The following is a 26,213-nucleotide window of genomic DNA, read 5'->3' as shown; positions in this document are numbered from 1 at the left end:
TGGCCGGGGAGCGGGGTCAGATCCCCACAGGGGCTCTGACCCCGGAATCCGCGCCGGAGTAGGCGTCTTAGAACCAAAAGGAATAACATTCTGGCCCATGGCGCGGGCGCGCGACCGCCGGCGCTGGTAGGCTGCACGCCCCCTTCTGTCGCCTGCCGGTGAGCCGCTCCCGTGATCGAGTTCCAGCGCCTGCACAAATCCTATGCCGTTGCCGGCCGCGCGGTCAGCGCGCTGCAACCGCTGGACCTGACCATCGAGGCCGGCGAGGTCTTCGGCATCATCGGTCATTCCGGTGCCGGCAAATCGACGCTGATCCGCATGATCAACCGCCTGGAAGAGCCTTCCGGTGGCCGATTGCTGATCGGAGGCGAGGACATCACCGCGCTGGATGCCGACGGCCTGCGCTCGCTGCGCCGGCGAATCGGCATGATCTTCCAGCACTTCAACCTGCTGTCCTCGCGCACGGTGGCGGGCAACGTCGCCTTCCCGCTGGAGCTGGCCGGTACACCGAAGGCGGAGATCGACAGCCGGGTGGCCGAGCTGCTGCAGACCGTCGGCCTGCAGGCACACGCACAGAAGTACCCGGCCCAGCTGTCCGGAGGCCAGAAGCAGCGCGTGGGCATCGCCCGTGCCTTGGCCACCCGCCCGCAGATCCTGCTGTGCGACGAGGCCACCAGTGCTCTCGACCCGCAGACCACCGCGTCGGTGCTGGCGCTGCTGTCGAAGATCAACCGCGAGCTGGGCCTGACCATCGTGCTGATCACCCACGAGATGGATGTGATCCGCCGCGTCTGCGACCGGGTGGCGGTGCTCGATGCCGGCCAGCTGGTGGAGACCGGTCCGGTCACCCAGGTGTTCCTGCATCCGCAGCATCCCACCACCCGCCGTTTCGTCAGCGAATCGGAGCATGTGGACGAAGGAACGCTGCACCGTGATTTCGACGCCGTGAGTGGGCGCATCGTGCGCTTGACCTTCCTCGGTGGCGATACCTACGAACCCCTGCTGGGCAGCATCGCGCGCCAGACCGGGGTCGATTACAACATCCTGTCCGGGCGTATCGACCGGATCAAGGACACACCGTATGGCCAACTGGTCGTGGCCCTGGTCGGTGGCGATCACGCCGCCGCGCAGGCCGCGTTCGTGGCCGCTGGCGTGCATGTCGAGGAACTGCGTCGATGATCATTGCTGCTGCGGACGGATTCTTCCGCCACCTGGATGCCGGCAAGTGGGCCGATATCGGCCAGGCCACCATCGACACTCTGCTGATGCTGGCCGGTTCGCTGCCCTTGACCCTGGCCATCGGGCTGCCGCTGGGCGTGCTGCTGTACCTGTTCGGTGCGCCGCAGATGAAGCGTCGTCCGTTCGCCTATGGCGTGCTGGCGCTGGTGGTCAACCTGCTGCGCTCGGTGCCCTTCATCATCCTGATGATCGTGCTGATTCCGGTGACGCTGTTCATGATGGGGACGTCGCTGGGTGTTCGCGGTGCGATCGTGCCCCTGGTGATCGGCGCCGCACCGTTCTATGCGCGGCTTGTGGAAACCGCGCTGCGCGAAGTGGACCGTGGGGTGATCGAGGCGACCCAGGCGATGGGCGCAACCACCTGGCAGCTGGTCACCCGTGTGCTGCTGCCGGAAGCGCGGCCGGGCCTGATCGCAGGTGCCACGGTCACCACCGTTGCGCTGATCGGCTTCACCGCCATGGGCGGTGCGATCGGCTCGGGCGGCCTGGGCGATCTGGCGTTCCGTGATGGCTACCAGCGTTCGCACACCGACGTCGCCCTGGTGACCGTGGTGCTGCTGCTGGTGCTGGTGCAGCTGCTGCAGATGCTCGGCGACCGTCTGGTCGCACATTACACCCGCAGGTAACCGGCACGTCCGCCGGGCATGGCCCGGCGCTACCCTGCCACGCGGACGTTCCAGTAGCGCCGGGCCATGCCCGGCGGCGTCGTCTCACCGCGCGTTGGGCACTTCATAGCCCAGTTTGCCGACCTGGTCCGGGCGCTGCGGCACCCGCTTGAGCTTGTCGGTATTCACTCCGTACTCGTCGCGCAGGCGCTCGGCCAGCTCCTTGTACAGCGTCTTGTCCATGTCAGGCCGACGGGCAAAGATCCACGCCATCTCGCGGCCCGGATAGCCGATCAGTGCCCAGGAGTAATCCGGCGCCACTTCCAGAACGCGCGAATGGGTCGGCACCACGCGGTAGAACCAGGTCCGCCAGCCATGGTTGCCGCTGTCCGGGTCGACGCTGGCACGGGCGCGGATCTCCTGTTGCGGTTCGCTGAAGCCGTTGCGGTAGCGGTAGGTGATGGCAACCTTGTGATCGTCGCGCAGCGCGTACTCGTTGACGCTGGCAACGTGACCGCGCTCGACGAAGTTCGGTACGCGGCCGATCACGTACCAGGTGCCCATGAAACGTTGCAGATCGATCGGCGCGTTCGGATCGGGGGCGCGGGGCGCCGCGGCACGCGGCGACGGCGGATCGCTGGCAGCCAGCGCCGGGCCCGCCAGGGACAGGGCTAGCAGCACGGCGCAGAGCGGGCGGATCGAAGTCATGCGGGAGCGGGCTCCAGTGGGCTTGCACGCGCATGGTCGACTGTGTGCACGCGGTCCGTCAATGGTGTCGCAGCGTATGAGAAGGCCCTTGCCCAAGCTGTGTTGCATTGTCCACCGGAGAAACCCGCATGAGCGCACGCCTCACACGCCGCCCCTCGACTGAACGCGTCAGCGAACGCGCCGATCCGCGCCTGCTGCGAGGTGTACAGCATCTGGCACTGGCCGGCGTCGCACTGGTCCTGGTGTGGCCGGCCGCCCGTGGCAGCAGTGCCTGGCTGGGTTGGCTGCCCCTGTGGCTGATCGGCATGCCGCTGGTGGCCTGGTGGGCGTTGCTGCGCTGCCCATTGCCGTCGCTGCGGCGGCGGTCGTCGCGTCGTACCGGTGGACAGGCGCGCCGCCGCAGGGCAGCCGGCGCGCGCGGCCGGCGCGGCGCAACGGCGGCGGCCTGACCTTCGACACGGGGGCGGTGTCCGGATCCGTGCTAGCGTTCCACGGCTTATGACTGCCTGGAGCTGCAATGTCACGACTCGCTTCCGCCTGCCTGCTGGCTGGCATGATGACCGCTGCCTCGGTGGGGACCGCCGTGGCTGCTGAAGATACCGACCGTTATGCCTGGCTGGAGGACGTCACCGGCGACAAGCCGCTGTCCTGGGTCAAGGAGCAGAACGCCAAGGCCGAGGCGCGCCTGGCGCAGACTCCGGCCTTCAGGCAGATGGAGGCCAGCATCCGTGAGGTGCTCGATTCGGATGCCAAGATTCCCGGCGTGCAGAAGATCGGCGACTACTACTACAACTTCTGGAAGGACAAGCAGCACGAACGTGGCCTGTGGCGGCGCACCACCCTGGCCGAGTACCGCAAGGCCTCGCCGCAGTGGGAAACCGTGCTTGACCTGGACGCACTGAACAAGGCCGAGGGCGAGAACTGGGTCTGGCACGGCGCCGACTGCCTGCGCCCGGACTACAGCCGCTGCCTGATCGCGCTGTCACGCGGCGGCGCGGATGCCGATGTCACCCGCGAGTTCGATCTGTCGACGAAGCGCTGGATCGAGGATGGCTTCTTCCGTCCCGAGTCGAAGGGCGGCCTGAACTGGATCGATCGCGATACCGTGTTCGTCTACACCGATTTCGGTGCCGGCACCATGACCACCTCCGGCTACCCGCGCGTGGCCAAGCTGTGGAAGCGTGGGACGCCGATGTCGTCGGCCAGCGTGGTGTACGAAGGCAAGCCGGAGGACATGTACATCGCGGCGATGCACGATGACACCCCGGGCTTCGAGCGCAACCTGGTCAGCCGCACGCTGGCGTTCTACAACAATGAGGTCTACCTGCGCGGCGACGATGGCACGCTGACCAAGATCGATGCGCCGAACTCCGCCGAGAAGGGCCTGCACAAGCAGTGGCTGACCCTGGAGCTGCGCGACGCCTGGACCGTGGGCGGCAAGACCTACGCGTCCGGCTCGCTGCTGGCGACCCGGCTCGATGACTTCCTGGCCGGCAAGCGTGACTTCGAGGTCCTGTTCACCCCGACCGCGACCACCTCGCTGGCCGGTGCGACCTGGACCAAGAACCACCTCGTCCTGAACGTGCTGGACGATGTGAAGAATCGCCTGTCCGTGCTGACCCCGGGCGCCAATGGCTGGCAGAAGAGCGCGTTTGTCGGCGCGCCGGCATTCGGCACTCTGGCCGTGGGCGCAGTGGACAGCGACGACAGCGATGCGGTCTGGCTGACCGCCACCGACTATCTGACGCCGACCACCCTGGCTTTGGCCGAGATCGGCAAGGCACCGGAAACGCTGAAGACCATGCCGGCCTTCTTCAATGCCGAGGGCAAGGTGATCGAGCAGCACTTCGCCACCAGCAAGGATGGCACCCGTGTGCCGTACTTCGTGGTGCATGCCAAGGACATGAAGCTGGACGGCTCCAATCCGACCCTGCTGTACGGCTACGGCGGTTTCGAGATTTCGCTGACACCCAGCTATTCCGGTGGCATGGGCCGCGCCTGGCTGGAGAAGGGCGGTGTGTACGTGGTCGCCAACATCCGTGGTGGCGGTGAGTACGGCCCACGCTGGCACCAGGCGGCGCTGAAGCAGAATCGTCACAAGGCCTACGAGGACATGGCCGCGGTGGCACAGGATCTGGTCAAGCGCAGGATCACCAGTGCCAGGCACCTGGGCGTGCAGGGCGGCAGCAACGGCGGCCTGCTGACCGGCAACATGCTGACGCAGTACCCGGAGCTGTTCGGTGCGGTGGTGGTGCAGGTTCCGCTGCTGGACATGAAGCGCTACAGCCACCTGCTGGCCGGCGCGTCGTGGATGGCCGAGTACGGCAACCCCGATACCAGCGACTGGGAGTTCATCAAGACCTTCTCGCCGTACCACCTGTTCGACGCGAAGAAGAACTACCCGCCGGTGCTGTTCACCACCTCCACCCGCGATGACCGCGTGCACCCGGCCCATGCCCGCAAGATGGCGGCGAAGATGATCGATGCCGGCAAGGATGTGACCTACTACGAGAACATCGAAGGTGGTCATGGCGGCGCAGCCAACAACGCGCAGGCCGCGCACATGGCGGCCCTGGCCTACAGCTTCCTGTGGGAGCGCCTGGGCGGTAAATGACGAAATGAAAAACGCCGCCCCCGGGCGGCGTTTTTCATGGGCGGCGCTGCGCGCTCGCCGGGCATGGCCCGGCGCTAGCGGAAATGTTGCAGCCCGCGCGCGATGCGCTCCACCGCTTCCTGCAGCCGCGGTATTTCCTGGGTATAGGCCAGGCGCACATGCTGGTTGGCGCGGTGGAAGCCGAAATCCAGGCCCGGGGTGAAGGCCACATGCTCGGTTTCGAGGAAGTGTGCGCAGAACGCCTGGGCATCATCGGTGAACGCACTGACATCGGCATACAGATAAAACGCGCCCTGCGGCTCCACCTCGATGCGGAAGCCCAGCTCGCGCAGCGCCGGCAGCAGGAAATCGCGACGCTGGCGGAAGGCCTCCCGTCGCTGTTCGAAGATCGCCATCGATTCATCGGTGAAACAGGCCAGGGCTGCATGCTGGGCGATGCTCGACGCACTGATGTACAGGTTCTGCGCCAGCTTCTCCAGTTCGGGCACCGCTGCGGGCGGCGCCACCAGCCAGCCCAGGCGCCAGCCGGTCATGCCGAAGTACTTCGAGAAACTGTTCAGCACGAACGCGCTGTCATCGACCTGCAATACGCTGGCCGCGTCCACGCCGTAGGTCAGGCCGTGATAGATCTCGTCCACCACCAGGTGCCCGCCGCGTGCGTGCAGTGCGCGTGACAGCGCCGCAAGTTCATCGGCCGACAGCACCGTGCCGGTGGGGTTGGCCGGCGAGGCGACGAGTGCGCCGACGCTGTCCGTGTTCCAGTGCTGTTGCACCAGCGAGGGTGTGAGCTGGTAAGCGGTCTGCGGACCGACCGGGACGAGCTGTGCGGCACCTTCCACCAGGCGCAGGAAATGCCGGTTGCAGGGATAGCCGGGATCGGCCAGCAGCCAGTGCCGGCCCGGGTCGACCAGCAGGCTGCTGGCCAGCAGCAGCGCGCCGGAGCCGCCAGGAGTGACCAGGATGCGTTCCGGGTCCACATCCAGCCGGTAACGGCTGCGATAGAAGCCGCTGATTGCCTGGCGCAGCGCAGGCAGGCCGCGTGCGGCGGTGTAGCGCGTGTGCCCGGCGGCCAGGGCCGCCTGGCCGGCACGCACCACCGGCGCGGCCGTGGTGAAGTCCGGTTCGCCGATCTCCAGGTGGATGACATCGTGGCCGGCCTGTTCCAGCGCCTGCGCGCGGGCCAGCAGGGACATCACGTGGAAAGGAGCGATTTCATGGCTGCGCCGGCTGTAGACCGGCGGGTGGGGCAGGGTACTCATGCGCCCATGGTACGCCGACCGCTGCCGGCGGACCCGCACCGTGACGACCTGCAGGGTTGTGGTGCCGACGGGATTGGGGTCAGATCGCTGTTCGGGGAAAGGGAACCGATCCCGTCGAAGACCATTGCATTGAAGCGCCTGGAGCCTTATCTCATGAAGTCCACCCTCTGCCTGTTGCTCGCCAGCCTGATGACCAGCACCGCTACCGCCGTCCCCCTGCCTGTTCCGCCGGACGCCGCCCGGCATCCGCACGAGGTCAAGGCCCCGTTCGGCGCGACCCGCAACGACGACTATTACTGGCTGCGTGACGACAAGCGCGCGAACAAGGACATGCTGGCCTACCTGCAGGCCGAGAACGCCTATGCCGACCAGGTGCTGGCGCCATTGAAGCCGCTGGAAGACGCGCTGTACAAGGAAATCGTCGGCCGCATCAAGCAGGATGATTCCAGCGTGCCGGCGCGCGAGCGCGGCTACTGGTACTACAGCCGCTTCGAGACCGGGCAGGACTACCCGATCCACGCACGCCGCAAGGGCAGCATGGATGCCGCCGAAGAAGTGCTGCTGGACGTCAACGCAATGGCCGCCGGCAAGGGCTACTTCAATGTCGGCTCGATGGAAGTCAGCCAGGACAACCAGCTGCTGGCCTGGGCCGACGATGACGTGGGCCGTCGCCAGTACACGATCCGCTTCAAGGACCTGCGGACCGGGCAGGTGCTGCCCGACGTGATCACCGGCAGTTCCGGCGACCTGGTCTGGGCCGACGACAACCGCACCGTGCTGTACGTCGAGAACGATCCGGAAACGCTGCTGACCGTGCGCGTGAAGAAGCACGTGCTGGGCACCCCGGCCAGCGCCGACACCGTCGTATACGAAGAGAAGGACGACAGCTTCTACATGGGCATCGGCCGCACCCGCGACGACCGCTTCATCACCATCGGCGTGCACAGTACCGTGTCGTCGGAAGAGCGCTACGCGCCGGCCAGCGACCCGACCACGTTCACCGTGCTGGCGCCACGCCAGCGCGACGTCGAGTACGACGCCGACCACTACGATGGCCGCTGGGTGATACGTACCAACGACAGTGCAAAGAACTTCAAACTGGTCACCGCACCGACCGATGCCACCTCGCGTGCGCAGTGGAAGGACTGGATCGCGCATGACGATGCGGTGTTCATCGAAGGCTTCGAGCTGTTTGATGGCTTCACCGCCATTGCCGAGCGCTCCGAAGGCCTGGAGCGCATCCGCCTGCTGTTCAAGGATGGCCGCAGCGACTACGTGAAGGCCGATGAGCCGGCGTACTCGATGGGCCTGGGCGATAACACCGAGGCCGATACGCCATGGCTGCGCTACGTCTACACCTCGATGACCACCCCGACCACCGTGTTCGAGCTGAACACCGCCACCGGCGAGCGCCGCCAGCTGAAGGTGCAGCCGGTGATCGGCTATGACGCATCGAAGTACGAAACCGAACGCGTCTGGATCACCGCGCGCGATGGCGTGAAGGTGCCGGTGTCGCTGGTCTACCGCAAGGGCTACCAGAAGGACGGCAAGGGCGCGCTGTTCCAGTACGCCTACGGCAGCTACGGCATGTCGATGGACCCGTACTTCAACCAGACGGCAGTGAGCCTGCTCGATCGCGGCGTGGTGTATGCCATCGCCCACATCCGCGGTGGCCAGGAGATGGGCCGCGACTGGTACGAGAACGGCAAGCTGCTGCACAAGCAGAACACCTTCAACGACTTCATCGACGTTACCCGTGGACTGGTGGCCCAGGGCTGGGCGGCGAAGGATCGCGTGGCCGCGTCCGGTGGCAGTGCCGGTGGCCTGCTGATGGGGGCGGTGGCCAACCAGGCGCCGCAGGACTACCGGGTGATGGTGGCGCAGGTGCCGTTCGTGGACGTGGTCACCACCATGCTGGATCCGACCATCCCGCTGACCACCAACGAGTACGACGAGTGGGGCAACCCGGAGCAGAAGCAGTACTACGACTACATGCTCTCGTACTCGCCCTACGACAATGTCAGGAAGCAGGATTATCCGGCGCTGTTCGTCGGTACCGGCCTGTGGGATTCGCAGGTGCAGTACTGGGAACCGGCCAAGTGGGTGGCCAGGCTGCGCGACGACAACACTGGCCATTACCCGATCCTGTTCCGCACCAACATGGAGGCCGGCCATGGCGGCAAGTCGGGTCGCTTCCAGCGTTACCGCGAGCTGTCCGAATCGTATGCCTTCGTGCTGCAGCAGCTGGGTATCGCAGCACCGTGATTGCGGCGGGGTGCCGGGCGTTGCCGGGCACCCCGAACCGTTATCCTTGCGAGCATGAGCCTGCCTGAACCGCCTGCCGCCCAGGACGCAGCCCCGACCCGCCGGCCGGTGCGTTTCCGCTGGGCATGGTGGCTGCTCGCCTATGTCAGTCTCGGCACCGGCATCGTCGGCATCTTCGTGCCGGGGCTGCCGACAACCGTATTCATCCTGATCTCGGCATGGGCCGCCTCGCGCGGCTCCGAGCGGCTGCATGCCTGGCTGCTGCAGCATCCGCGCTTCGGGCCGGCCATCGGCAACTGGCAGGCGCATGGCGCGGTCAGCCGCTATGGCAAATGGATGGCCACGATCACCATGGCGGTCTGCGCCGGGATCATGCTGTGGTGCGTGCCGATCGCCTGGGTGAAATGGTTTTCCATCGGCAGCATGACCGTGGTGGCGATCTGGCTGTGGACGCGGCCGCTGCCGCCGCAGGACTGACCCTTCCGCCGGGCATGGCCCGGCGCTGCCATGGGGGCCGTACCCTCCACCAACCGCTCAGCCGGCAGTGGCTATACTCGGGGCATGAAGATTCCCCATCGAAACGCCATCCTGATTCCGCTGGCAGCGGCCTCGCTGCTGTTCCTGTCCGCCTGCGGCAACAAGGGCCCGCTGGTGCTGCCGCAGAAGCCGGTGCCGGTGGAAGAGACCGTCGAGCCGGCCACCGATGCCGACGGCGAAGCCACCCCGCCTGCCACCCAGGACACGGGTGACGGCAGTCCGTCGGTGACCCCGGACCCGGTGAAGAAGGTGGACGACGGGAATGAGTAAGACCGGTTCCACCGCGCTGCGTTTCAGCAAGATGCACGGCGCGGGTAACGATTTCGTAGTGATCGACCTGCGCGACGGCACCGCGCCGCCCACGCCACAGCTGGCCGCGCGCCTGGCCGACCGCCACACCGGCGTGGGCTGCGACCAGATCCTGACCATCGAGGCCCCGCGCGTCGAAGGCTCGGTCGCCTCGTACCGGATCTGGAACGCCGATGGCTCCAATTCCGAGCAGTGCGGCAACGGCGCGCGCTGCATCGCGGCCTGGCTGGTGCGCGAGGGCAGTGCCCAGGGCGATGCATTCGTCATCGACAGCCCACTGGCCAGCCATGCGGTGCAGGTGCTGGGCCAGGGCCAGTATGCGGTGACCATGGGCGTACCCGCATTCGAACCTGCCAGCGTGCCGCTGGTCGGCTTTGCCCACCCGCGCGAGGAGTATCTGCTGCCGCTGCAGGGCGAGAGCGTGCGGTTTGCTGCGGTGTCGATGGGCAATCCGCATGCCGTGATCGAGGTGGGCCTGATCGATGCGGCGCCGGTCGAGCGCGTCGGCGCGCTGCTGCAGCAGCATGCCTCGTTCCCGAAGTCGGTGAACGTGGGTTTCACCCAGGTCATCGCGCCGGACCATGCGCGGTTGCGCGTGTTCGAGCGGGGCGTCGGCGAGACCCTCGCCTGCGGCAGCGGCGCCTGTGCAGCCGCAGTCACCCTCATGCAGCGCGGTCGCCTGCAGCGCGATGCACGCATCAGCCTGCCCGGCGGCGAACTGCGCATCCAGTGGCCGGGCGAGGGGCAGCCCGTGGTGATGGCCGGCCCCACCGCATTCGTCTTCGAAGGGGAGTGGATCGCATGACTGAGACCGTCGACAAGCTCGGGGCCCATGAAGTCGCTGCCTGGTTGCGGCGCCATCCGGCCTTCCTCAAGCAGTTCCCGGACCTGGCGCTGACCCTGGTGGTGCCGCGCGATGACGGCCCGACCGCATCGCTGGCCAGCTACCAGCTGGAGCTGCTGCGGGAAAAGAACCGCGAGCTGGCGCGACGGTTGGCCGATCTGGGCGCGACCGCCCAGGTCAACGAACGGCTGGCGGTGCGCACCCACCAGCTGACGCTGGCACTGATGAAGCAGGGCAGTGCCGCCGATACCCTGCGTGCGATGGCCGCCTCGCTGCAGGAGGATTTTGCGGGTGATCTGGTGCGGCTGGTCGTGCACGTGCCGGTGGCCGGGCTGGAACAGGCCGAATGGCTGCAGGTCATCGCGGCCGACGATCCACGCCTGGGCCCCTTCCGTGATTGCCTGAAGGACGGTGAGCCGATCTGCGGCCGCCTGCAGCCGGAAAAGAACGCGGTGCTGTATGGCGCGCGCAGTGAGGAGGTGCAGACCACCGCCCTGCTGCCGCTGCCGGGTGTCGGCCTGATCGCGGTCGGCAGCCATGACCCGAACCGCTTCTACCCGGGCATGGGCACGCTGTTCCTGCGCATGATGGGCGAGGCCCTGGCCACCGGCCTCAAGCGCTTCCAGGACTGAGCGGAGCGCGGCGGCGATGAGCGCGGTCATGGCGTTCCTGCAGCACCTGCAGGTGGAACGGCGGATGTCGGCGCATACGCTGGACGCCTACCGTCGCGACCTGGATGCGCTGGCGGCATGGGCCGAGCCGCGGGGCGTGCCGGTGGAGGCGCTGGATGCTGACGCCGTGCGACAGTTCGTCGCCGATGAACATCGCCGGGGCCTGTCGGCCAAGAGCCTGCAGCGGCGGCTGTCTGCCTGCCGCAGCTTTTATGCGTGGCTGCTCAGGCATGGCCGCATCGAGGTCAGTCCAGCGGCCACCCTGAAGGCACCGCGAGCGCCGCGCAGGCTGCCGCAGGTGCTCGACGCCGATGAAGCAGTGCAACTGGTCGAACTGGAACCGGAAGGCGAGCTGGGGCGACGCGACCGCGCGCTGCTGGAGCTGTTCTATTCCTCCGGCCTGCGCCTGAGCGAGGTCTGCGCATTGACCTGGCGTGACCTGGATTTTGCCAGCGGACTGGTCAACGTGATGGGCAAAGGCAACCGCCAGCGTCGGGTACCGTTCGGCAAGCCGGCGCGCGAGGCACTGCTCGCCTGGCGCAGCGAAAGCGGCGGCGCCCCGGCCACCCCGGTGTTTCCGGGCCGCAACGGGCCGATCAGCCAGCGCGCGGTGCAGATCCGCATCCGCCAGCTGGCGCAGCGGCAAGGGCTGTTCAAGCACGTGCATCCGCACATGCTGCGGCACAGCTTCGCCAGCCACATCCTCGAGTCGTCCGGCGACCTGCGCGGCGTGCAGGAACTGCTGGGGCACGCCGACATCGCCACCACGCAGATCTACACCCATCTGGATTTCCAGCACCTGGCCAAGGTCTACGACGCTGCGCATCCGCGCGCCAAGCGCCGCCGGTAGCGCCAATCCACGCCCGGCGGCAGTGGTAGCGCCGGGCCATGCCCGGCGGATGCAGCGGCCGCTGGCGCCCGAGCCCTGAACGGCAGCCATCCGCGCAGGCTTGATCGGCCCCGGCGCTGTCCCCATGTCCCGGGAACAGCTATCGGAGGCCGCATGGACCCCAGTCAGAACCCCAACGTTTTCCACGCCACCACCATCGTCTGCGTGCGTCGCGGCGAGCATGTGGCCATTGCCGGCGACGGCCAGGTCACGCTCGGCCACACCGTGATGAAGGGCAATGCGCGCAAGGTGCGCCGGCTGGGTCGCGATGGCCAGGTGCTGGCCGGTTTCGCCGGCGCGGCCGCCGATGCCTTCACCCTGTTCGAGCTGTTCGAGGCCAAGCTGGAAAAGCACGGCCAGCTGCAGCGTGCCGCCGTCGAGCTGGCCAAGGACTGGCGCACCGAGCGTCGCCTGGGCAAGCTGGAAGCACTGTTGGCCGTGGCCGACAAGGAAACCTCGCTGATCATCAGCGGTACCGGCGATGTGATCGAGCCGGAAGACGGCATCATCGCCATCGGTTCCGGCGGTTCCTACGCGCTGTCGGCGGCCCGCGCGCTGATGGCGCACACGGCGCTGGATGCGCGCACCATCGCCAGTGAAGCGATCAACATCGCGGGCGACATCTGCATCTACACCAACCGCAACGTGGTGGTCGAGGAGCTGTGACGCTCCCTGATCCGCCGGGCATGGCCCGGCGCTACCGGCCGGGCCGTCTGGTTCCGGTGTCATCGACAACGCATTCGTGAGCCCATCCATGTCGAAGATCGAAGTTTCCTCCGCCACCATGACGCCGCGCGAGATCGTGCAGGAGCTGGACCGGCACATCGTTGGCCAGCATGACGCCAAGCGCGCCGTGGCCATCGCCCTGCGCAACCGCTGGCGCCGCATGCAGCTGCCGGCCGAGCTGCGCAACGAGGTCATGCCGAAGAACATCCTGATGATCGGCCCGACCGGCGTCGGCAAGACCGAGATCGCGCGTCGCCTGGCCACGCTGGCCAATGCGCCGTTCGTGAAGGTCGAAGCGACCCGTTTCACCGAGGTCGGCTACGTCGGCAAGGACGTCGAACAGATCATCCGCGATCTGGCCGATACCGCGGTCAAGCTGTACCGCGAGCAGGCCAAGGTGCGCGTGCGCACCCAGGCAGAAGAACGTGCCGAAGACCGCATTCTCGATGCGCTGCTGCCACGCCGCAGCGGCGGCATCGGTTTCGACCCGGAAGTGGCGCGCAACGAGCCGTCGGCACAGGACAACGAAACCCGCATCAAGTTCCGCAAGATGCTGCGCAATGGCGAGCTGGACGAGCGCGAGATTGAACTGGATCTGGCCGCCAACGTCAGCATGGACATCATGACGCCGCCGGGCATGGAGGAGATGGGCCAGCAGCTGAAGTCCATGTTCGCCAATCTCGGCGGTGGTGCCAAGGCGCACAAGCGCACCTTGACCATCAAGGCGGCACGCCCGCTGCTGCTGGAGGAAGAAGCCGGCAAGCTGGTCAACGAGGACGATATCCGCACTGCGGCGATCGAAGCCTGCGAGCAGCATGGCATCGTCTTCATCGACGAGATCGACAAGGTTGCCAAGCGCGGTGACAACGTGGGTGGTGGCGACGTCTCGCGTGAAGGCGTGCAGCGCGATCTGCTGCCGCTGGTGGAAGGCTCGAACGTGTCGACCAAGTACGGCACGATCAAGACCGACCATATCCTGTTCATCGCTTCCGGTGCCTTCCACCTGGCCAAGCCGAGCGATCTGATTCCGGAGCTGCAGGGTCGTTTCCCGATCCGCGTGGAACTGGGCGCGCTGAGCAAGGGTGATTTCGTGCGCATCCTGACCGAGCCGAAGGCGGCGCTGACCAAGCAGTACGAAGCGCTGCTGGCCACCGAAGGCGTCAAGGTCAGCTTCACTGCCGACGCCATCGACCGCCTGGCCGAGATCGCCTTCCAGGTGAACGAGCGCCAAGAGAACATCGGTGCCCGCCGCCTGCATACGGTACTGGAGCGCCTGCTGGATTCGCTCAGCTACGAAGCGCCTGACCGCGATGGCGAGACCCTGGCCATCGACAGCGCTTACGTCGATGCGCATCTGGGTGAACTGGTGCAGGATCCGGACCTGAGCCGCTACATCCTGTAACGCAGAAGGCCGCCGAAAGGCGGCCTTCTTGTTTGAGGGGTCGGATCCCTCGCCCTGGCGAGGGCTCTGACCCCTGTTCGCTCACGCCTCCGGCAACGGCGCAGGTACGGTGCCCGGCTCGAACACGCCTTCCTTCACGTAGGCGGCCAGGGTCATGTCCAGCGCGAGCATGCCGTCGCGCTGGAGATCCATCAGATCCGGCTCGACCATCGCGCCATGCAGCACCCCCAGCACGGTCGCGTGCAGCATGCGCGCGGCGATCTTCGGGTCGGCGCCTTCGCGCAGCTGGCCCAGCGCCTGCGCGCGTCGCAGCGCACGCTCCATCCGGTCCAGCGCGTCGCGGAAACCGGCCTGCTGGAGTTCGGTCAGCACCTTGGTGTCGGCCGAAGCATCGCTGCGCAGCATGATCTCCATGGTCTTGCGCAGGCGCTCGTCTTCGGACAGCTCGATGAAGGAATGGATCATCACCGCGCGCAGATCATGCACCGGCGTATCGCGCTGCTCGGTGGAGGTGCGCTCCAGTTCCTGCATGAAAGGCAGGTGCACCCGTTCGATGATCGCGGCCAGCACCTCGCCCTTGTTCTTGAAGTGCCAGTACACGGCGCCGCGGGTATAGCCGGCGCGGGCACCGATCATCTCCAGCGTGGTACGGGCCACGCCATGTTCATGGAAGCAGGCTTCGGCGGCGTCAAGGATGCCTTCCCGGGTTGCCTGGGTGTCCTCTTTGGTCTTGCGGGCCATGGGTACGAGTACGGGTGAAACGTGGCTGAATTGTACCTGTTTACAAACAAACAAGCATGTATGTATATTTCACCTCCATCGTTCCCGTCGTGTGCGTGGCTGTCCTGTTCCGGCACCCATGCCTGCCCGGGGGGGGCGTTGTACGAGAGGCCTCAACCCGTTCCCGGGAAGTGTCCGCCGTATCAGCGCCTGCTGAGATTCTTCCTTCCAAGAGCCTTCCCCATGTTGCTGAGCCGAATCCGACCCTTTGCGCTGTCGCTGGCCATCGCCACGACCGTGGCCGCCTGTGGCGGCGAACCCCAGGCCCCCGAACAGGGGCCCGGCCAGGTCAGCGTGGTCACGCTGAAGTCCGAGACCGTGGGCCTGACCCGCGAGTTGCCGGGCCGGACCAATGCCTTCCTGGTGGCCGAAGTCCGTCCGCAGGTCAGCGGCATCGTGGCCAAGCGCCTGTTTACCGAGGGCGGCATGGTCAAGGCCGGCGAGCCGTTGTACCAGCTGGATGACGCCAGCTACCGCGCCCAGGCCAACAGTGCCCGCGCACAGCTGGCCCGCGCCGAAGCCACGGCCAACGCCGCGCGCCTGAGTGCCAAGCGCATCACCGAGCTGGCCAAGGTCGATGCGGTCAGCCAGCAGGATCTGGAAAACGCCGTAGCCGCGCAGAAGCAGGCCGAGGCCGACGTCGGCGCCGCCCGGGCTTCGCTGGATTCGGCCAACGTCACGCTGGGCTACGCCCGCATCACCGCGCCCATCAGCGGCCGCATCGGCAAGTCCAGCGTCACCCAGGGTGCGCTGGTGAACGCCGGCCAGGCCGACGCCCTGGCCACAGTGCAGCAGCTGGATCCGATCTATGTCGACCTCACCCAGTCCTCGGCCGAGCTGCTGCAGCTGCGCCGCGAGCTGGCCGCCGGCCGCCTGCAGGACAACCAGCAGACGCCGGTCAGCATCCTGCTGGAAGACGGCAGCGCTTTCGAGCACAAGGGCACGCTGGAGTTCTCCGAAGTCAGCGTCGATCCAGCCACCGGCAGCTTCGGCCTGCGGGTCAAGGTGGAAAACCCCGATGGCCTGCTGATGCCGGGCATGTACGTGCGCGCAGTGATCGGTGGCGGCGTGCGCAGCGACGCCGTGCTGGTGCCGATGCAGGGCATCGCCCGCGATGCCAAGGGTGACACCACGGCGATGGTGGTCGGCAAGGACAGCAAGGTCGAAGTCCGCCCGGTCAAGGTCAGCCGCACCATCGGCGACAAGTGGCTGGTCGAGGATGGCCTGAAGCCCGGCGACAAGGTCATCGTCGAAGGCCTGCAGAAGATCGGCCCCGGCATGCCGGTCAACGCCACCGAAAAGGGCGCCGCACCGGCCAAGCCGGCCGCTGCCCCGCCTGCGGCTCCGGCCGGCGACGCGAAGTAAGCGGAGAATTCCATGGCACGCTTTTTCATCGATCGACCCATCTTCGCGTGGGTCATCGCCATCATCATCATGCTCGCCGGCGGCCTGGCCCTGTTCAAGCTGCCGGTCTCGATGTATCCCAACGTCGCTCCGCCGGCGGTGGAAATCAGCGCCACCTACCCGGGTGCCTCGGCCAAAGTGGTCGAAGACTCGGTGACGCAGATCATCGAGCAGAACATGAAGGGGCTTGATGGCCTGATCTACTTCTCCTCCAACAGCTCGGCCAACGGCCAGGCGACCATCACCCTGACCTTCGAGAGCGGTACCAATCCGGACATCGCGCAGGTGCAGGTGCAGAACAAGCTGCAGCTGGCCATGCCGCTGCTGCCGCAGGAAGTGCAGCGGCAGGGCATCAACGTGGCCAAGTCCAGCTCGGGCTTCCTGAACGTGATCGCCTTCGTCTCCGAAGACGGCAGCATGGATGCCAACGACATCGCCGATTACGTCGGCTCCAATGTCGTCGATCGCCTGAGCCGAGTCCCGGGGGTGGGCAACATCCAGGTCTTCGGCGGCAAGTACGCCATGCGCATCTGGCTGGACCCGCACAAGCTGCATACCTACGGCCTGTCGGTGCCGGAAGTGACCGCAGCGATCCAGGCACAGAACGCACAGGTGGCGATCGGCCAGCTGGGCGGCGCGCCCTCGGTCAAGGGCCAGCAGCTCAACGCCACGATCAATGCGCAGTCGCGCCTGCAGACGCCGGAGCAGTTCCGCAACATCGTCGTGCGCGGCGCGCAGGACGGTGCCGAACTGCGCCTGGGTGATGTCGCCCGCGTCGAGCTGGGCGCGGAGTCCTACGACTTCGTCACCCGCTACAACGGCCAGCCGGCCAGCGGCCTGGCCGTCACCCTGGCCACCGGCGCCAATGCGCTCGACACTGCCGCCGGCGTGGATGCCGCGCTGGACGACCTGAAGAACTTCTTCCCGGCCGGCCTGAAGGCCGAGATTCCGTACGACACCACGCCGTTCGTACGCGTGTCGATCAAGGGCGTCGTGCAGACCCTGATCGAAGCGATCGTGCTGGTGTTCGTGGTGATGTACCTGTTCCTGCAGAACTTCCGCGCCACCCTGATCCCGACCATCGCCGTGCCGGTGGTGCTGCTGGGCACGTTCGGCGTACTGGCGATGCTCGGCTTCTCGGTGAACATGCTGACCATGTTCGCGATGGTGCTGGCGATCGGCCTGCTGGTGGACGACGCCATCGTGGTGGTGGAGAACGTCGAGCGCATCATGTCCGAGGAGGGCCTGTCGCCGCTGGAGGCCACCCGCAAGTCGATGGGCCAGATCACCGGTGCACTGGTCGGCATCGGCCTGGTGCTGTCGGCCGTCTTCGTGCCGATGGCCTTCATGAGTGGCTCCACCGGCGTGATCTACCGGCAGTTCTCGGCCACGATCGTTTCGGCGATGGCGCTGTCGGTGCTGGTCGCGATCGTACTGACCCCGGCGCTGTGCGCCACCCTGCTCAAGCCGCTGAAGAAGGGCGAGCATCATGTCGCCCACCGCGGCCTGGCCGGTCGCTTCTTCAACGGCTTCAACCGGGGTTTCGACCGCACCAGCGAAAGCTACCAGCGTGGTGTACGCGGCATCCTGAACCGTCCGTGGCGTTTCATGGGCATCGTCGCCGCGCTGTTCGTACTGATGGCGGTTCTGTTCGTGCGCCTGCCCAGCTCGTTCCTGCCCAATGAAGACCAGGGCGTGCTGATGGCGCTGGTGCAGGCCCCGGTCGGCGCCACCCAGGAACGTACCCTGGAATCGATCGCGGCACTGGAGAACCACTTCCTGGAGAACGAGAAGGCGGCGGTCGAGTCGGTGTTCTCGGTGCAGGGCTTCAGCTTCGCCGGCATGGGCCAGAACGCGGGCATGGCCTTCGTCAAGCTGAAGGACTGGAGCGAGCGTGACGCCGACAACGGCGTGATGCCGATCACCGGCCGCGCCATGGCTGCGCTGGGTGGGATCAAGGACGCCTTCATCTTCGCCTTCCCGCCGCCGGCGATCCCGGAGCTGGGTACCGCTTCGGGCTACACCTTCTTCCTGAAGGACAACAGCGGCCAAGGCCACGATGCACTGGTGGCCGCGCGTGACCAGCTGCTCGGCCTGGCGGCCGGCAGCAAGAAGCTGGCCAACGTCCGCCCGAACGGCCAGGAAGACACGCCGCAGTTCCGCATCGACATCGACGTGGCCAAGGCAACGTCGCTGGGGCTGTCGATCGCCCAGGTCAATACCACCCTGGCGACCGCGTGGGGCAGCGCGTACATCGATGATTTCGTCGATCGTGGCCGCGTCAAGCGCGTGTTCGTGCAGGCCGACCAGCCGTTCCGCATGGTGCCGGAGGACTTCGATCTCTGGTCGGTGAAGAACGACAAGGGCGAGATGGTTCCGTTCAGCGCCTTCGCCAGCAAGCACTGGGATTACGGCTCGCCGCGCCTGGAGCGCTACAACGGCGTGTCGGCAATGGAAATCCAGGGCGAACCGGCCCCGGGAGTCGCCTCCGGTGACGCCATGGTGGAGATCGAGCAGCTGGCCAAGCAGCTGCCGGCGGGCTTCGGCATCGAGTGGACCGCGATGTCCTATCAGGAACGCCAGGCCGGCTCGCAGACCCCGCTGCTGTACACGCTGTCGCTGATGATCGTGTTCCTGTGCCTGGCCGCAATGTACGAAAGCTGGAGTGTTCCGACCGCCGTGCTGCTGGCCGCCCCGCTGGGTATCCTCGGCGCGGTGCTGGCCAACACCTTCAAGGGCCTGGAGCGCGACATCTACTTCCAGGTGGCAATGCTGACCACGGTGGGCCTGACCAGCAAGAACGCGATCCTGATCGTCGAGTTCGCCAAGGAAAACCTGGAGAAGGGGGCCGGCCTGATCGAATCGATCATGCATGCCGTGCGCGATCGCCTGCGTCCCATCGTGATGACCTCGCTCGCATTCGGCATGGGCGTGGTGCCGCTGGCGATCTCCACCGGTGCCGGTTCCGGCGCCAAGCAGGCCATCGGCATCGGCGTGCTGGGCGGCATGATCGTCGGCACCGCGCTGGGCGTGTTCTTCGTGCCGCTGTTCTTCGTGGTGGTGCAGCGCGTGTTCAAACGCAGGACCGCCGAGTGATGGAATCCGGCAGCGCCGGGCCATGCCCGGCGGATGCCTTACCACGTAGCTGCCGGGAACGGCCCGGCGCTACCACCGTGACCCCCAAGGTGTCGCCATGAAACTCTCTTCTCTTGCTGTATCCCTGGCCGCCGTGCTCACGGTCGCCGGCTGCTCCACCCTCGCGCCGAAGGACACGGCCGTTGCCCCGGCGATTCCTGCGCAGTGGCCGGCAGAGGCCACGCAGGGCCAGGTTGCCGATGTGGCCACGCTGGGCTGGCGTGACTTCTTCACCGATCCACGCCTGCAGCAGGTGATCGGCCAGGCGCTGGACAACAACCGCGACCTGCGTGTGGCCGTGCTCAATGTCGAGCGCGCACGCGGCCAGTACCGGGTGCAGCGCGCCGACCGGGTGCCGGGTGTGGCCATCACCGGGCAGATGGAGCGCACAGGTACGGATGCGGGAGTCACCGAGCAGTTCACTGCCGGCGTCGGTGTGGCCGAATTCGAGCTGGACCTGTTCGGCCGCGTGCGCAACCTCAGCGAAGCAGCCCTGCAGCAGTACTTTGCCATCGCCGCCAACCGCCGTAATGCACAGCTGAGCCTGGTGGCCGAGACGGCAACGGCGTGGCTGACCTACGGCGCCGACAGCCAGCAGCTGAAGATCGCCGAAGCGACGCTGAAGACCTATGAGGATTCGCTGCGCCTGGCAGAAGCACGCCATGAACGTGGCGGCAGTTCAGCACTTGAACTGACCCAGACCCGCACCCTGGTCGAAACCGCGCGCACCGATGCCGCACGCCTGCGCGGCCAGCTCGCGCAGGACCGCAATGCCCTGGCGCTGCTGGCCGGTGGCCAGGTCGACCCGGCTCTGCTGCCGGATGGCATCGAGCCGCAGTTGCTGGCACTGGCCCCACCACCGGCCGGCCTGCCCAGCGACGTGCTGCTGCTGCGCCCGGACATCATGGCGGCCGAACACCAGTTGCTGGCCGCCAACGCCAACATCGGCGCTGCCCGCGCAGCGTTCTTCCCGAGCATTTCGCTGACAGGCAGCATCGGCAGCGGATCGAATGAACTGTCGAACCTCTTCGACAGCGGCACGCGCGTGTGGAGCTTCCTGCCGAAGATCACCCTGCCGATCTTCCAGGGCGGCCGTCTGCGTGCCAATCTCGACATCGCCAATGCAGATCGTGATATCGCATTGGCGCAGTACGAGAAGGCGATCCAGAACGGCTTCCGCGAAGCGGCGGATGCGCTGGCGATGAATGTCAGCCTGGATGAGCAGGTCAGCGCGCAGCAGCGTCTGGTCGACGCGGCCGAGCAGGCCAACCGGCTGTCGCAGGCACGCTATGACGCCGGCCTGGACAGCTTCGTCAGCCTGCTCGACGCGCGTCGTACGGCCTACAGCGCGCAGCAGACGCGGCTGCAGGCGCAACTGGCCCAGCAGGCCAACCGCATCACCCTGTACAAGGTGCTGGGCGGCGGGTGGCACGAACGCAGCTGACGGGACGCGCCGGGCATGGCCCGACGTGGATTCCGGTAGCGCCGGGTCATACCCGGCGGCGCTTCGATCAGGCGTTCGCAGGGCCTGACGCAGGCCGCACTGTGCGCTCGCCGGGGATGGCCCGGCGCTACCTGTCGGCGGGATCCCGGTAGCGCCGGGTCATACCCGGCGGCTTCTCGGTCAGACATTCGCAAGGCCTGACGCAGGCCGCGCTGCGCGCTCGCCGGGCATGGCCCGGCGCTACCTGTCGGCGGGATTCCGGTAGCGCCGGGTCATACCCGGCGGCTTTTCGGTCAGACATTCGCAGGGCCTGACGCAGGCCGCGCTGCGCGCTCGCCGGGCATGGCCCGGCGCTACCTGTCGGTGGGATTGTGGTAGCGTCGGGTCATACCCGGCGGCTTTTCGGTCAGACATTCGCAGGGCCTGACGCAGGCCGCGCTACGCGCTCGCCGGGCATGGTCCGACGTGGATTACGGTAGCGCCGGGTCATACCCGGCGGCGCTTCGATCACGCGTTCGCGGGTCGTCGCGTCAGGGCTACACCGCTTCATCATCACGGCGCACCGTGTGGCAGGCCCGCACACGGGCCAGGGCGTCGCCGGCTTCGCGTGCCATCCGCTCATACTCGGCGCGGATCTCTTCCAGCCGCTGTTCGTCCAGTTCTTCCAGATCCAGCAGCTCGTTGTTGGCTTCCGCGGTGGCCCGGATCAGTTCGTCCAGCTTGATCTGCATCGCCGCGGTATCGGCGTTCTGCGTGTGCTGGATCAGAAAGACCATCAGGAAGGTGATGATGGTGGTGCCGGTGTTGATGACCAGCTGCCAGGTGTCGTTGAAGCCGAACACCGGGCCGGAGATGCCCCATACCACCACGATGGCTACTGCGACCAGAAAGGTCCACGGAGAGCCGGTGGCGGCCGCGGCCTTCTTGGCGATGGTATTGAACAGGTTTCTTGCTTTCATCGTCGTCGTCCCGCTGGGATGACGTGATGATCGGCGCGTGGCCGTGCAGCCTGCGTGCAGCAGGCCTGCTCAGGCGCGCAGCCGCGGTGCGTCCTGCAGGCGCACGCGGCTGGCCTGGTAGACGTGCTGCCAGCAGCGGTCAACGAACTCGCGGGCCTGTGCTTCGCTCAGCCGCGGCATGATCTGCAGCGCATACTGGGTCTGGAACATCTCGTCACGCTGCTCGTTGCTGGCGCGCGGCTGGGTGATCAGCGAATCGCAGGCGAACTTGATCCAGGGTACGTAGGAACCGAACGAATTATGAGGCAGCGCACCGTCGGCATGCTGGCGGCGCCAGTGCTCGAGTTCCGCATCGACGTCGATGACCGGGGGAATGGCAGGGACTTCAGTGTGCATGTCGATCCAATCGGTTGAGGTGGACGTGGAGTGGGGGGAATCGCAGTGTTGCCTGATCACCGGTGGAAGCGGTGTCATCGCAATGTGGAAACAGCGTTGCGATTGCCGATCAGTTGGGCGTGCTCGACCACGCCGAGGTCTTCAGCGATGTCCGCCATCGCGTTGCACAGGCGGACGTGGTCGCGTGGATGGTCGCGCACCAGTTCCAGCTGCATGCTCTGATAAGCGGTCCAGAACAGGGCACCGCGCCGATGCAACCGATATTGGCCCCGCAGGCGGGCGCGGATTCCGTCAAGGATCAGATTGGGCGTGGGGCTTGCAGCGTGCGCGCACATGGCTGGCTCCGCCGGGGTAGGGGGCCCCGGTAACCCCACCGTAGGCGTGCCGGAGCGGTGGGGTGTTACCGCGGCGTGTGCATGCGTGCCGACGGAGTGCGCAGCGCGTCACATCGAACGCCGCAGACGCTGACTGCACAAGGGCCTGCCGCGGATGAAGCATTCATTAAACGCGGGCTGGGGTCAGTCCACGGCACTCATTCGCCGATGTCTTCGTTCCAGATCTCGGGATATTGCGCAATGAAGCTCCCGAGCAGGTCGACGCATTCCTGGCTGTCGAGGTCGATCACATTGACGCCGTTTTCGCGCAGCCAGTCGATGCCGCCCTGGAACGTGCGGGACTCGCCGACCACCACGGTGCCGATGTTGAACTGGCGCACCAGTCCCGAGCAGTACCAGCACGGGGCCAGGGTGGTGACCATGATCGTGTCGCGGTAGCGACGCTGGCGCCCGGCCTTGCGGAAGGCGTCGGTCTCGCCGTGCACGGAGGGATCGCCTTCCTGCACCCGGCGGTTGTGGCCGCAGCCGAGCAGGCGACCGTCGTTGTGGTACAGCGCCGCGCCGATCGGCACGCCGCCCTCGGCCAGGCCCTGGCGGGCTTCGGCGATGGCGGTCTGCAGCAGGGCCTGGTAATCAGGTGTGGTGATCATGCGGGGCTCCGGAAGGTCATGGGCTGCCATGATAAGGCGCCGTTCCCCCGCAGCGGCCCTGGCGGTGCGATAATCGGGGCATGAGCGAATCCCCCTACAAATCCGGTACCACCCATTTCGGGTTCCGCGACGTCGCCGCCAAGGACAAGCAGAAGCTGGTCGGGCAGGTGTTCACCTCGGTCGCGCGCAACTACGACCTGATGAACGACCTGATGAGCCTGGGCGTGCACCGGGCGTGGAAGCGTTACTACGTGGCGACCGCGCAGGTGAAGCCCGGTGACCGCGTGCTTGACCTCGCGGGGGGCACTGGCGACATTGCCGCCCTGCTGAAGGAGCGCGTCGGCGCCGAAGGTTCGGTGGTTCTGGGCGACATCAATGCCGGCATGCTGTCGGTGGGCCGTGATCGCCTCACCAACCGCGGCCTGGTGCTGGGCCTGGACTACGTCCAGTGCAATGCCGAGGCCCTGCCGTTCCCGGACAACAGCTTCGACCTGGTCACCATCGCCTTCGGCCTGCGCAACGTGACCGACAAGGATGCCGGCCTGCGCGAGATGTACCGCGTGCTCAAGGTCGGCGGCCAGGCGCGTGTGCTGGAGTTCTCCGAGGTCACCGCCGACTGGTTCAAGCCGATCTACGACTTCCACTCGTTCAAGATCCTGCCGAAGCTGGGCAAGCTGTTCGCCAATGATTCGGACAGCTATCAGTACCTGGCCGAGAGCATCCGCAAGCATCCGCCGCAGGACGAGCTGAAGGCCATGATGGGCGAGGCCGGTTTCGAGCGCTGCCACTACAAGAACCTGACCGGCGGCATCGTGTCGATCCACTCCGGCTACAAGCTGTAAGGCATCCAGGGCCGCCGGGCATAGCCCGGCATCCGTCGGTAGCGCCGGGCCATGCCCGGCGGCTGTTCGATCAGACGCTCGCAAGGTCCGACGCAGGCCGCGCTGCGCGCTCGCCGGGCATGGCCCGGCGCTACCTGGCAACGCCCGCCGCCCCGCCTTACCCCGCACCGCGCAACGCCTGCGGGGCCGGAGGGAGGTACCATTGGGGTTTGCTCCCCGTAACGGTCCCGATTCATGCGCAATCCGCTGATGCTCCTTCCGTTGGCCGTGGCCCTGGCCGCTGGCTGCTCCCAGGAGGCGGCCGCGCCCGCCGCCGCCCCGACTGCCGAAAAGGCCCCCGCCGCTCCCGTGAACGCCGAGAACCGCAGCCACGACGAAAGCTCGTACGCCGAGCCGGACAAGGTCGTCATCAAGGACATCGCGCTGGACCTGAAGCTGGACTTCGACCAGAAGCAGATCGGCGGTACCGCGACCTACACCCTGGAATGGAAGCAGAAGGACGCCACGCAGCTGGTGCTCGACACCCGCGAGCTGACCGTGTCCAAGGTCGAAGCCGTTGCCGCTGACGGCGCGCGCAGCCCGCTGAAGTTCGAGCTGGCGGCGGCCGACAAGGTGTTCGGCAGCAAGCTGACCATCGAGGCCCCGCAGCAGCCGGCCAAGGTCGAGGTGACCTACCACACCGCGCCGACCGCCTCGGGCCTGCAGTGGCTGGCGCCGTCGATGACCGAAGGCAAGAAGCTGCCCTTCATGTTCAGCCAGTCGCAGGCCATCCATGCCCGTTCCTGGGTGCCGCTGCAGGACACCCCGAGCGTGCGCTTCACCTACAGCGCGCACGTGGTCTCGCGCCCGGACGTCATGGTGCTGATGAGCGCCGACAACGACCCCAAGGCCGCGCGTGATGGTGACTACACCTTCAAGATGCCGCAGCCGATCCCGTCCTACCTGCTGGCGATCGCCGCCGGCGATCTGGTGTTCGAGCCGATCTCCGGCCGCTCCGGCGTCTGGGCCGAACCGACCATGGTCGGCAAGGCGGCCAAGGAATTCGAGGACACCGAGAAGATGATTGGTGCTGCCGAGAAGCTGTACGGCGAGTACCGCTGGGGCCGTTACGACATGCTGGTGCTGCCGCCGTCGTTCCCGTTCGGCGGCATGGAGAACCCGCGCCTGACCTTCGCCACCCCGACTGTGATCGTCGGCGACAAGTCGCTGGTGTCGCTGGTCGCCCACGAACTGGCGCACAGCTGGTCGGGCAACCTGGTGACCAACGCGAGCTGGAAGGATATCTGGCTCAACGAAGGCTTCACCACCTACGTCCAGGGCCGCATCACCGAAGCGCTGTACGGCAAGGAGATGGCCGAAATGGAGCGGCAGATCGACCAGACCGATCTGCTGGCGGAAGTGAAGGACATGAGCCCCGCCGACCAGGCGCTGGCGCTGCCGCCGCTGAACGAGCGTGACCCCGATGAAGCCCTGAGCCAGGTGGCCTACGTCAAGGGTTCCTGGTTCCTGGAGTTCCTGGAACAGCGTTTCGGCCGCGAGACCTTCGATCCGTTCCTGCGCGGCTGGTTCGATGACCACGCCTTCCAGAGCGCGAGTACCGACCAGTTCGTCGAGTACCTGAAGAAGAACCTGCTGCCGAAGAACCCGTCGGCAGTGACGGAAGCCGAACTGAAGGCATGGCTGGACGAGCCGGGCATCCCGGCGTTCGCGGCCAAGGCGCAGTCGCGCAACTTCGGCAGCGTCGATACCGCGCGCATTGCGTTCACCAGCGCCGGCACCGTGCCCAGCAGCCAGGTCATCGCTGACTGGAGCACCCAGGAGTGGGTGCGCTTCATCGACGGCCTGGGCACGACCCAGCCGCTGGACACGCTGGCCACGCTGGACAAGGCCTTCCACTTCACGGGCACGCCGAATGGCGAGATCGCCATGCGCTGGTATCCGCTGGCCATCCGCAGCGGCTACGAGCCGGCCAATGAGGCCGCGGCGGCATTCATCGAGCGTGTCGGCCGTCGCAAGCTGATCCTGCCGATCTACGCCGAACTGGTGAAGACGCCGAAGGGGCTGGAGCTGGCCAAGCAGGCCTTCGAGAAGGCCAAGCCGGGCTACCATCCGATCACCACTGCCTCGGTCCAGGACATGCTGGCCAAGGCCGAAGCCAAGTAAGAACAAGCGCCGGGCACTGCCCGGCGCTTTTTTTGTA

The 26,213-nt window shown here is 66.7% G+C and carries 24 protein-coding genes and 1 pseudogene; 17 read left to right on the top strand and 8 right to left on the bottom strand.

Annotation, left to right across the window (positions count from 1 at the left end; genetic code table 11):
* Positions 1-171: 171 nt before the first annotated feature.
* Positions 172-1,179, top strand: coding sequence for a methionine ABC transporter ATP-binding protein (locus N8888_RS16185; RefSeq protein ID WP_065181774.1), 1,008 nt, complete (start codon positions 172-174; stop codon positions 1,177-1,179).
* On the top strand, positions 1,176-1,865 hold the full coding sequence (locus N8888_RS16180; protein ID WP_053519816.1) for a methionine ABC transporter permease: 690 nt from the start codon (positions 1,176-1,178) through the stop codon (positions 1,863-1,865). The genes N8888_RS16185 and N8888_RS16180 overlap by 4 nt, the downstream gene beginning before the upstream one ends.
* An 84-nt stretch (positions 1,866-1,949) precedes the next feature.
* Here N8888_RS16180 and N8888_RS16175 read toward each other — a convergent pair whose 3' ends face one another.
* Entirely contained in the window at positions 1,950-2,552 is a 603-nt protein-coding gene (locus N8888_RS16175) for a lipocalin family protein (protein ID WP_053519815.1), read from the bottom strand.
* A gap of 128 nt (positions 2,553-2,680) precedes the next feature.
* On the opposite strand from N8888_RS16175, the gene N8888_RS16170 reads away from it, so the two are divergent.
* Both N8888_RS16170 and N8888_RS16165 read left to right on the top strand, forming a co-directional pair.
* The gene (locus tag N8888_RS16170; RefSeq protein ID WP_053519814.1) at positions 2,681-3,001 is read left to right on the top strand and encodes a hypothetical protein; all 321 of its coding nucleotides are present in this window, start codon (positions 2,681-2,683) and stop codon (positions 2,999-3,001) included.
* A 68-nt stretch (positions 3,002-3,069) separates the two neighbouring features.
* Positions 3,070-5,166 (top strand): prolyl oligopeptidase family serine peptidase, encoded by a 2,097-nt coding sequence (locus tag N8888_RS16165; protein ID WP_053519813.1) that lies wholly within the window; start codon positions 3,070-3,072, stop codon positions 5,164-5,166.
* Between the two features lie 74 nt (positions 5,167-5,240).
* Here N8888_RS16165 and N8888_RS16160 read toward each other — a convergent pair whose 3' ends face one another.
* Entirely contained in the window at positions 5,241-6,425 is a 1,185-nt protein-coding gene (locus tag N8888_RS16160) for a pyridoxal phosphate-dependent aminotransferase (RefSeq protein ID WP_197572571.1), read from the bottom strand.
* Positions 6,426-6,571: 146 nt separating this feature from the next.
* Positions 6,572-6,637: pseudogene (locus N8888_RS18820) on the bottom strand (hypothetical protein); the annotation flags it as partial.
* Here N8888_RS18820 and N8888_RS16155 point away from each other — a divergent pair.
* The 8 genes from N8888_RS16155 (at position 6,615) to hslU (ending at position 14,068) form a co-directional block, all read left to right on the top strand.
* Complete coding sequence (locus N8888_RS16155) at positions 6,615-8,690, top strand: S9 family peptidase (protein WP_428992960.1); 2,076 nt, start codon at positions 6,615-6,617, stop codon at positions 8,688-8,690. The pseudogene N8888_RS18820 and the gene N8888_RS16155 sit on opposite strands and share 23 nt — an antisense overlap.
* 54 nt (positions 8,691-8,744) lie before the next feature.
* Positions 8,745-9,167, top strand: coding sequence for a YbaN family protein (locus tag N8888_RS16150; protein WP_128990379.1), 423 nt, complete (start codon positions 8,745-8,747; stop codon positions 9,165-9,167).
* A gap of 84 nt (positions 9,168-9,251) precedes the next feature.
* Positions 9,252-9,497 (top strand): LPS translocon maturation chaperone LptM, encoded by a 246-nt coding sequence (gene lptM, locus N8888_RS16145; RefSeq protein ID WP_053520180.1) that lies wholly within the window; start codon positions 9,252-9,254, stop codon positions 9,495-9,497.
* On the top strand, positions 9,490-10,341 hold the full coding sequence (dapF, locus tag N8888_RS16140) for a diaminopimelate epimerase (protein ID WP_065175178.1): 852 nt from the start codon (positions 9,490-9,492) through the stop codon (positions 10,339-10,341). The genes lptM and dapF overlap by 8 nt, the downstream gene beginning before the upstream one ends.
* On the top strand, positions 10,338-11,012 hold the full coding sequence (locus tag N8888_RS16135; RefSeq protein WP_065175177.1) for a DUF484 family protein: 675 nt from the start codon (positions 10,338-10,340) through the stop codon (positions 11,010-11,012). The genes dapF and N8888_RS16135 overlap by 4 nt, the downstream gene beginning before the upstream one ends.
* Positions 11,013-11,028: 16 nt before the next feature.
* Positions 11,029-11,901 carry a tyrosine recombinase XerC gene (gene xerC, locus N8888_RS16130; RefSeq protein WP_053520177.1) on the top strand — a complete coding sequence of 291 codons (873 nt, stop codon included), beginning with the start codon at positions 11,029-11,031 and terminating at the stop codon, positions 11,899-11,901.
* Positions 11,902-12,054: 153 nt separating this feature from the next.
* Positions 12,055-12,606, top strand: coding sequence for an ATP-dependent protease subunit HslV (gene hslV, locus N8888_RS16125; RefSeq protein WP_053520176.1), 552 nt, complete (start codon positions 12,055-12,057; stop codon positions 12,604-12,606).
* 88 nt (positions 12,607-12,694) lie between these two features.
* Positions 12,695-14,068, top strand: a complete 1,374-nt coding sequence (gene hslU, locus N8888_RS16120; protein WP_053520175.1) for an ATP-dependent protease ATPase subunit HslU — start codon at positions 12,695-12,697, stop codon at positions 14,066-14,068.
* Positions 14,069-14,149: 81 nt separating this feature from the next.
* Here the strand turns inward: hslU and N8888_RS16115 are convergent, their stop codons facing one another.
* Complete coding sequence (locus tag N8888_RS16115) at positions 14,150-14,809, bottom strand: TetR family transcriptional regulator (RefSeq protein ID WP_065175175.1); 660 nt, start codon at positions 14,807-14,809, stop codon at positions 14,150-14,152.
* A gap of 222 nt (positions 14,810-15,031) precedes the next feature.
* On the opposite strand from N8888_RS16115, the gene smeD reads away from it, so the two are divergent.
* From smeD to smeF, 3 genes are all read left to right on the top strand, one after another.
* Positions 15,032-16,213: a multidrug efflux RND transporter periplasmic adaptor subunit SmeD gene (smeD, locus tag N8888_RS16110; protein ID WP_065175174.1), complete on the top strand. Its 1,182-nt coding sequence runs from the start codon at positions 15,032-15,034 to the stop codon at positions 16,211-16,213.
* 12 nt (positions 16,214-16,225) lie between these two features.
* The gene (smeE, locus tag N8888_RS16105) at positions 16,226-19,348 is read left to right on the top strand and encodes a multidrug efflux RND transporter permease subunit SmeE (RefSeq protein WP_263175817.1); all 3,123 of its coding nucleotides are present in this window, start codon (positions 16,226-16,228) and stop codon (positions 19,346-19,348) included.
* Between the two features lie 97 nt (positions 19,349-19,445).
* Complete coding sequence (gene smeF / locus N8888_RS16100) at positions 19,446-20,831, top strand: multidrug efflux RND transporter outer membrane subunit SmeF (RefSeq protein WP_053520171.1); 1,386 nt, start codon at positions 19,446-19,448, stop codon at positions 20,829-20,831.
* A 536-nt stretch (positions 20,832-21,367) separates the two neighbouring features.
* Here smeF and N8888_RS16095 read toward each other — a convergent pair.
* From N8888_RS16095 to N8888_RS16080, 4 genes are all read right to left on the bottom strand, one after another.
* Positions 21,368-21,790 carry a low affinity iron permease family protein gene (locus tag N8888_RS16095; protein ID WP_111186203.1) on the bottom strand — a complete coding sequence of 141 codons (423 nt, stop codon included), beginning with the start codon at positions 21,788-21,790 and terminating at the stop codon, positions 21,368-21,370.
* Positions 21,791-21,859: 69 nt separating this feature from the next.
* Positions 21,860-22,186, bottom strand: coding sequence for a hypothetical protein (locus N8888_RS16090; RefSeq protein ID WP_065175172.1), 327 nt, complete (start codon positions 22,184-22,186; stop codon positions 21,860-21,862).
* A 74-nt stretch (positions 22,187-22,260) separates the two neighbouring features.
* Entirely contained in the window at positions 22,261-22,521 is a 261-nt protein-coding gene (locus tag N8888_RS16085) for a hypothetical protein (RefSeq protein WP_180876838.1), read from the bottom strand.
* Positions 22,522-22,718: 197 nt separating this feature from the next.
* Positions 22,719-23,171 (bottom strand): nucleoside deaminase, encoded by a 453-nt coding sequence (locus tag N8888_RS16080; protein WP_197571616.1) that lies wholly within the window; start codon positions 23,169-23,171, stop codon positions 22,719-22,721.
* Between the two features lie 80 nt (positions 23,172-23,251).
* Here N8888_RS16080 and ubiE point away from each other — a divergent pair, with 80 nt between their 5' ends.
* On the top strand, positions 23,252-24,013 hold the full coding sequence (ubiE, locus tag N8888_RS16075) for a bifunctional demethylmenaquinone methyltransferase/2-methoxy-6-polyprenyl-1,4-benzoquinol methylase UbiE (RefSeq protein ID WP_053520441.1): 762 nt from the start codon (positions 23,252-23,254) through the stop codon (positions 24,011-24,013).
* 234 nt (positions 24,014-24,247) lie between these two features.
* Positions 24,248-26,176 carry a M1 family metallopeptidase gene (locus N8888_RS16070; protein WP_263175811.1) on the top strand — a complete coding sequence of 643 codons (1,929 nt, stop codon included), beginning with the start codon at positions 24,248-24,250 and terminating at the stop codon, positions 26,174-26,176.
* The last annotated feature ends 37 nt before the right edge of the window (positions 26,177-26,213 follow it).

It is taken from the genome of Stenotrophomonas maltophilia (assembly GCF_025642255.1).
GTDB classification, from domain to species: domain Bacteria; phylum Pseudomonadota; class Gammaproteobacteria; order Xanthomonadales; family Xanthomonadaceae; genus Stenotrophomonas; species Stenotrophomonas maltophilia_P.
The sequence above is the reverse complement of the archived record's forward strand: the minus strand, read 5'-3'. Positions and strand labels throughout refer to the sequence as shown.

What these genes read in the sequence shown, in the direction of transcription:
- N8888_RS16180 (WP_053519816.1), top strand. Translation starts at nt 1,176, where the DNA reads ATGATCATTGCTGCTGCGGACGGATTCTTCCGCCACCTGGATGCCGGC.
- N8888_RS16175 (WP_053519815.1), bottom strand. Translation starts at nt 2,552, where the DNA reads ATGACTTCGATCCGCCCGCTCTGCGCCGTGCTGCTAGCCCTGTCCCTG.
- N8888_RS16170 (WP_053519814.1), top strand. Translation starts at nt 2,681, where the DNA reads ATGAGCGCACGCCTCACACGCCGCCCCTCGACTGAACGCGTCAGCGAA.
- N8888_RS16165 (WP_053519813.1), top strand. Translation starts at nt 3,070, where the DNA reads ATGTCACGACTCGCTTCCGCCTGCCTGCTGGCTGGCATGATGACCGCT.
- N8888_RS16160 (WP_197572571.1), bottom strand. Translation starts at nt 6,425, where the DNA reads ATGAGTACCCTGCCCCACCCGCCGGTCTACAGCCGGCGCAGCCATGAA.
- N8888_RS16155 (WP_428992960.1), top strand. Translation starts at nt 6,615, where the DNA reads ATGACCAGCACCGCTACCGCCGTCCCCCTGCCTGTTCCGCCGGACGCC.
- N8888_RS16150 (WP_128990379.1), top strand. Translation starts at nt 8,745, where the DNA reads ATGAGCCTGCCTGAACCGCCTGCCGCCCAGGACGCAGCCCCGACCCGC.
- lptM (WP_053520180.1), top strand. Translation starts at nt 9,252, where the DNA reads ATGAAGATTCCCCATCGAAACGCCATCCTGATTCCGCTGGCAGCGGCC.
- dapF (WP_065175178.1), top strand. Translation starts at nt 9,490, where the DNA reads ATGAGTAAGACCGGTTCCACCGCGCTGCGTTTCAGCAAGATGCACGGC.
- N8888_RS16135 (WP_065175177.1), top strand. Translation starts at nt 10,338, where the DNA reads ATGACTGAGACCGTCGACAAGCTCGGGGCCCATGAAGTCGCTGCCTGG.
- xerC (WP_053520177.1), top strand. Translation starts at nt 11,029, where the DNA reads ATGAGCGCGGTCATGGCGTTCCTGCAGCACCTGCAGGTGGAACGGCGG.
- hslV (WP_053520176.1), top strand. Translation starts at nt 12,055, where the DNA reads ATGGACCCCAGTCAGAACCCCAACGTTTTCCACGCCACCACCATCGTC.
- hslU (WP_053520175.1), top strand. Translation starts at nt 12,695, where the DNA reads ATGTCGAAGATCGAAGTTTCCTCCGCCACCATGACGCCGCGCGAGATC.
- N8888_RS16115 (WP_065175175.1), bottom strand. Translation starts at nt 14,809, where the DNA reads ATGGCCCGCAAGACCAAAGAGGACACCCAGGCAACCCGGGAAGGCATC.
- smeD (WP_065175174.1), top strand. Translation starts at nt 15,032, where the DNA reads ATGTTGCTGAGCCGAATCCGACCCTTTGCGCTGTCGCTGGCCATCGCC.
- smeE (WP_263175817.1), top strand. Translation starts at nt 16,226, where the DNA reads ATGGCACGCTTTTTCATCGATCGACCCATCTTCGCGTGGGTCATCGCC.
- smeF (WP_053520171.1), top strand. Translation starts at nt 19,446, where the DNA reads ATGAAACTCTCTTCTCTTGCTGTATCCCTGGCCGCCGTGCTCACGGTC.
- N8888_RS16095 (WP_111186203.1), bottom strand. Translation starts at nt 21,790, where the DNA reads ATGAAAGCAAGAAACCTGTTCAATACCATCGCCAAGAAGGCCGCGGCC.
- N8888_RS16090 (WP_065175172.1), bottom strand. Translation starts at nt 22,186, where the DNA reads ATGCACACTGAAGTCCCTGCCATTCCCCCGGTCATCGACGTCGATGCG.
- N8888_RS16085 (WP_180876838.1), bottom strand. Translation starts at nt 22,521, where the DNA reads ATGTGCGCGCACGCTGCAAGCCCCACGCCCAATCTGATCCTTGACGGA.
- N8888_RS16080 (WP_197571616.1), bottom strand. Translation starts at nt 23,171, where the DNA reads ATGATCACCACACCTGATTACCAGGCCCTGCTGCAGACCGCCATCGCC.
- ubiE (WP_053520441.1), top strand. Translation starts at nt 23,252, where the DNA reads ATGAGCGAATCCCCCTACAAATCCGGTACCACCCATTTCGGGTTCCGC.
- N8888_RS16070 (WP_263175811.1), top strand. Translation starts at nt 24,248, where the DNA reads ATGCGCAATCCGCTGATGCTCCTTCCGTTGGCCGTGGCCCTGGCCGCT.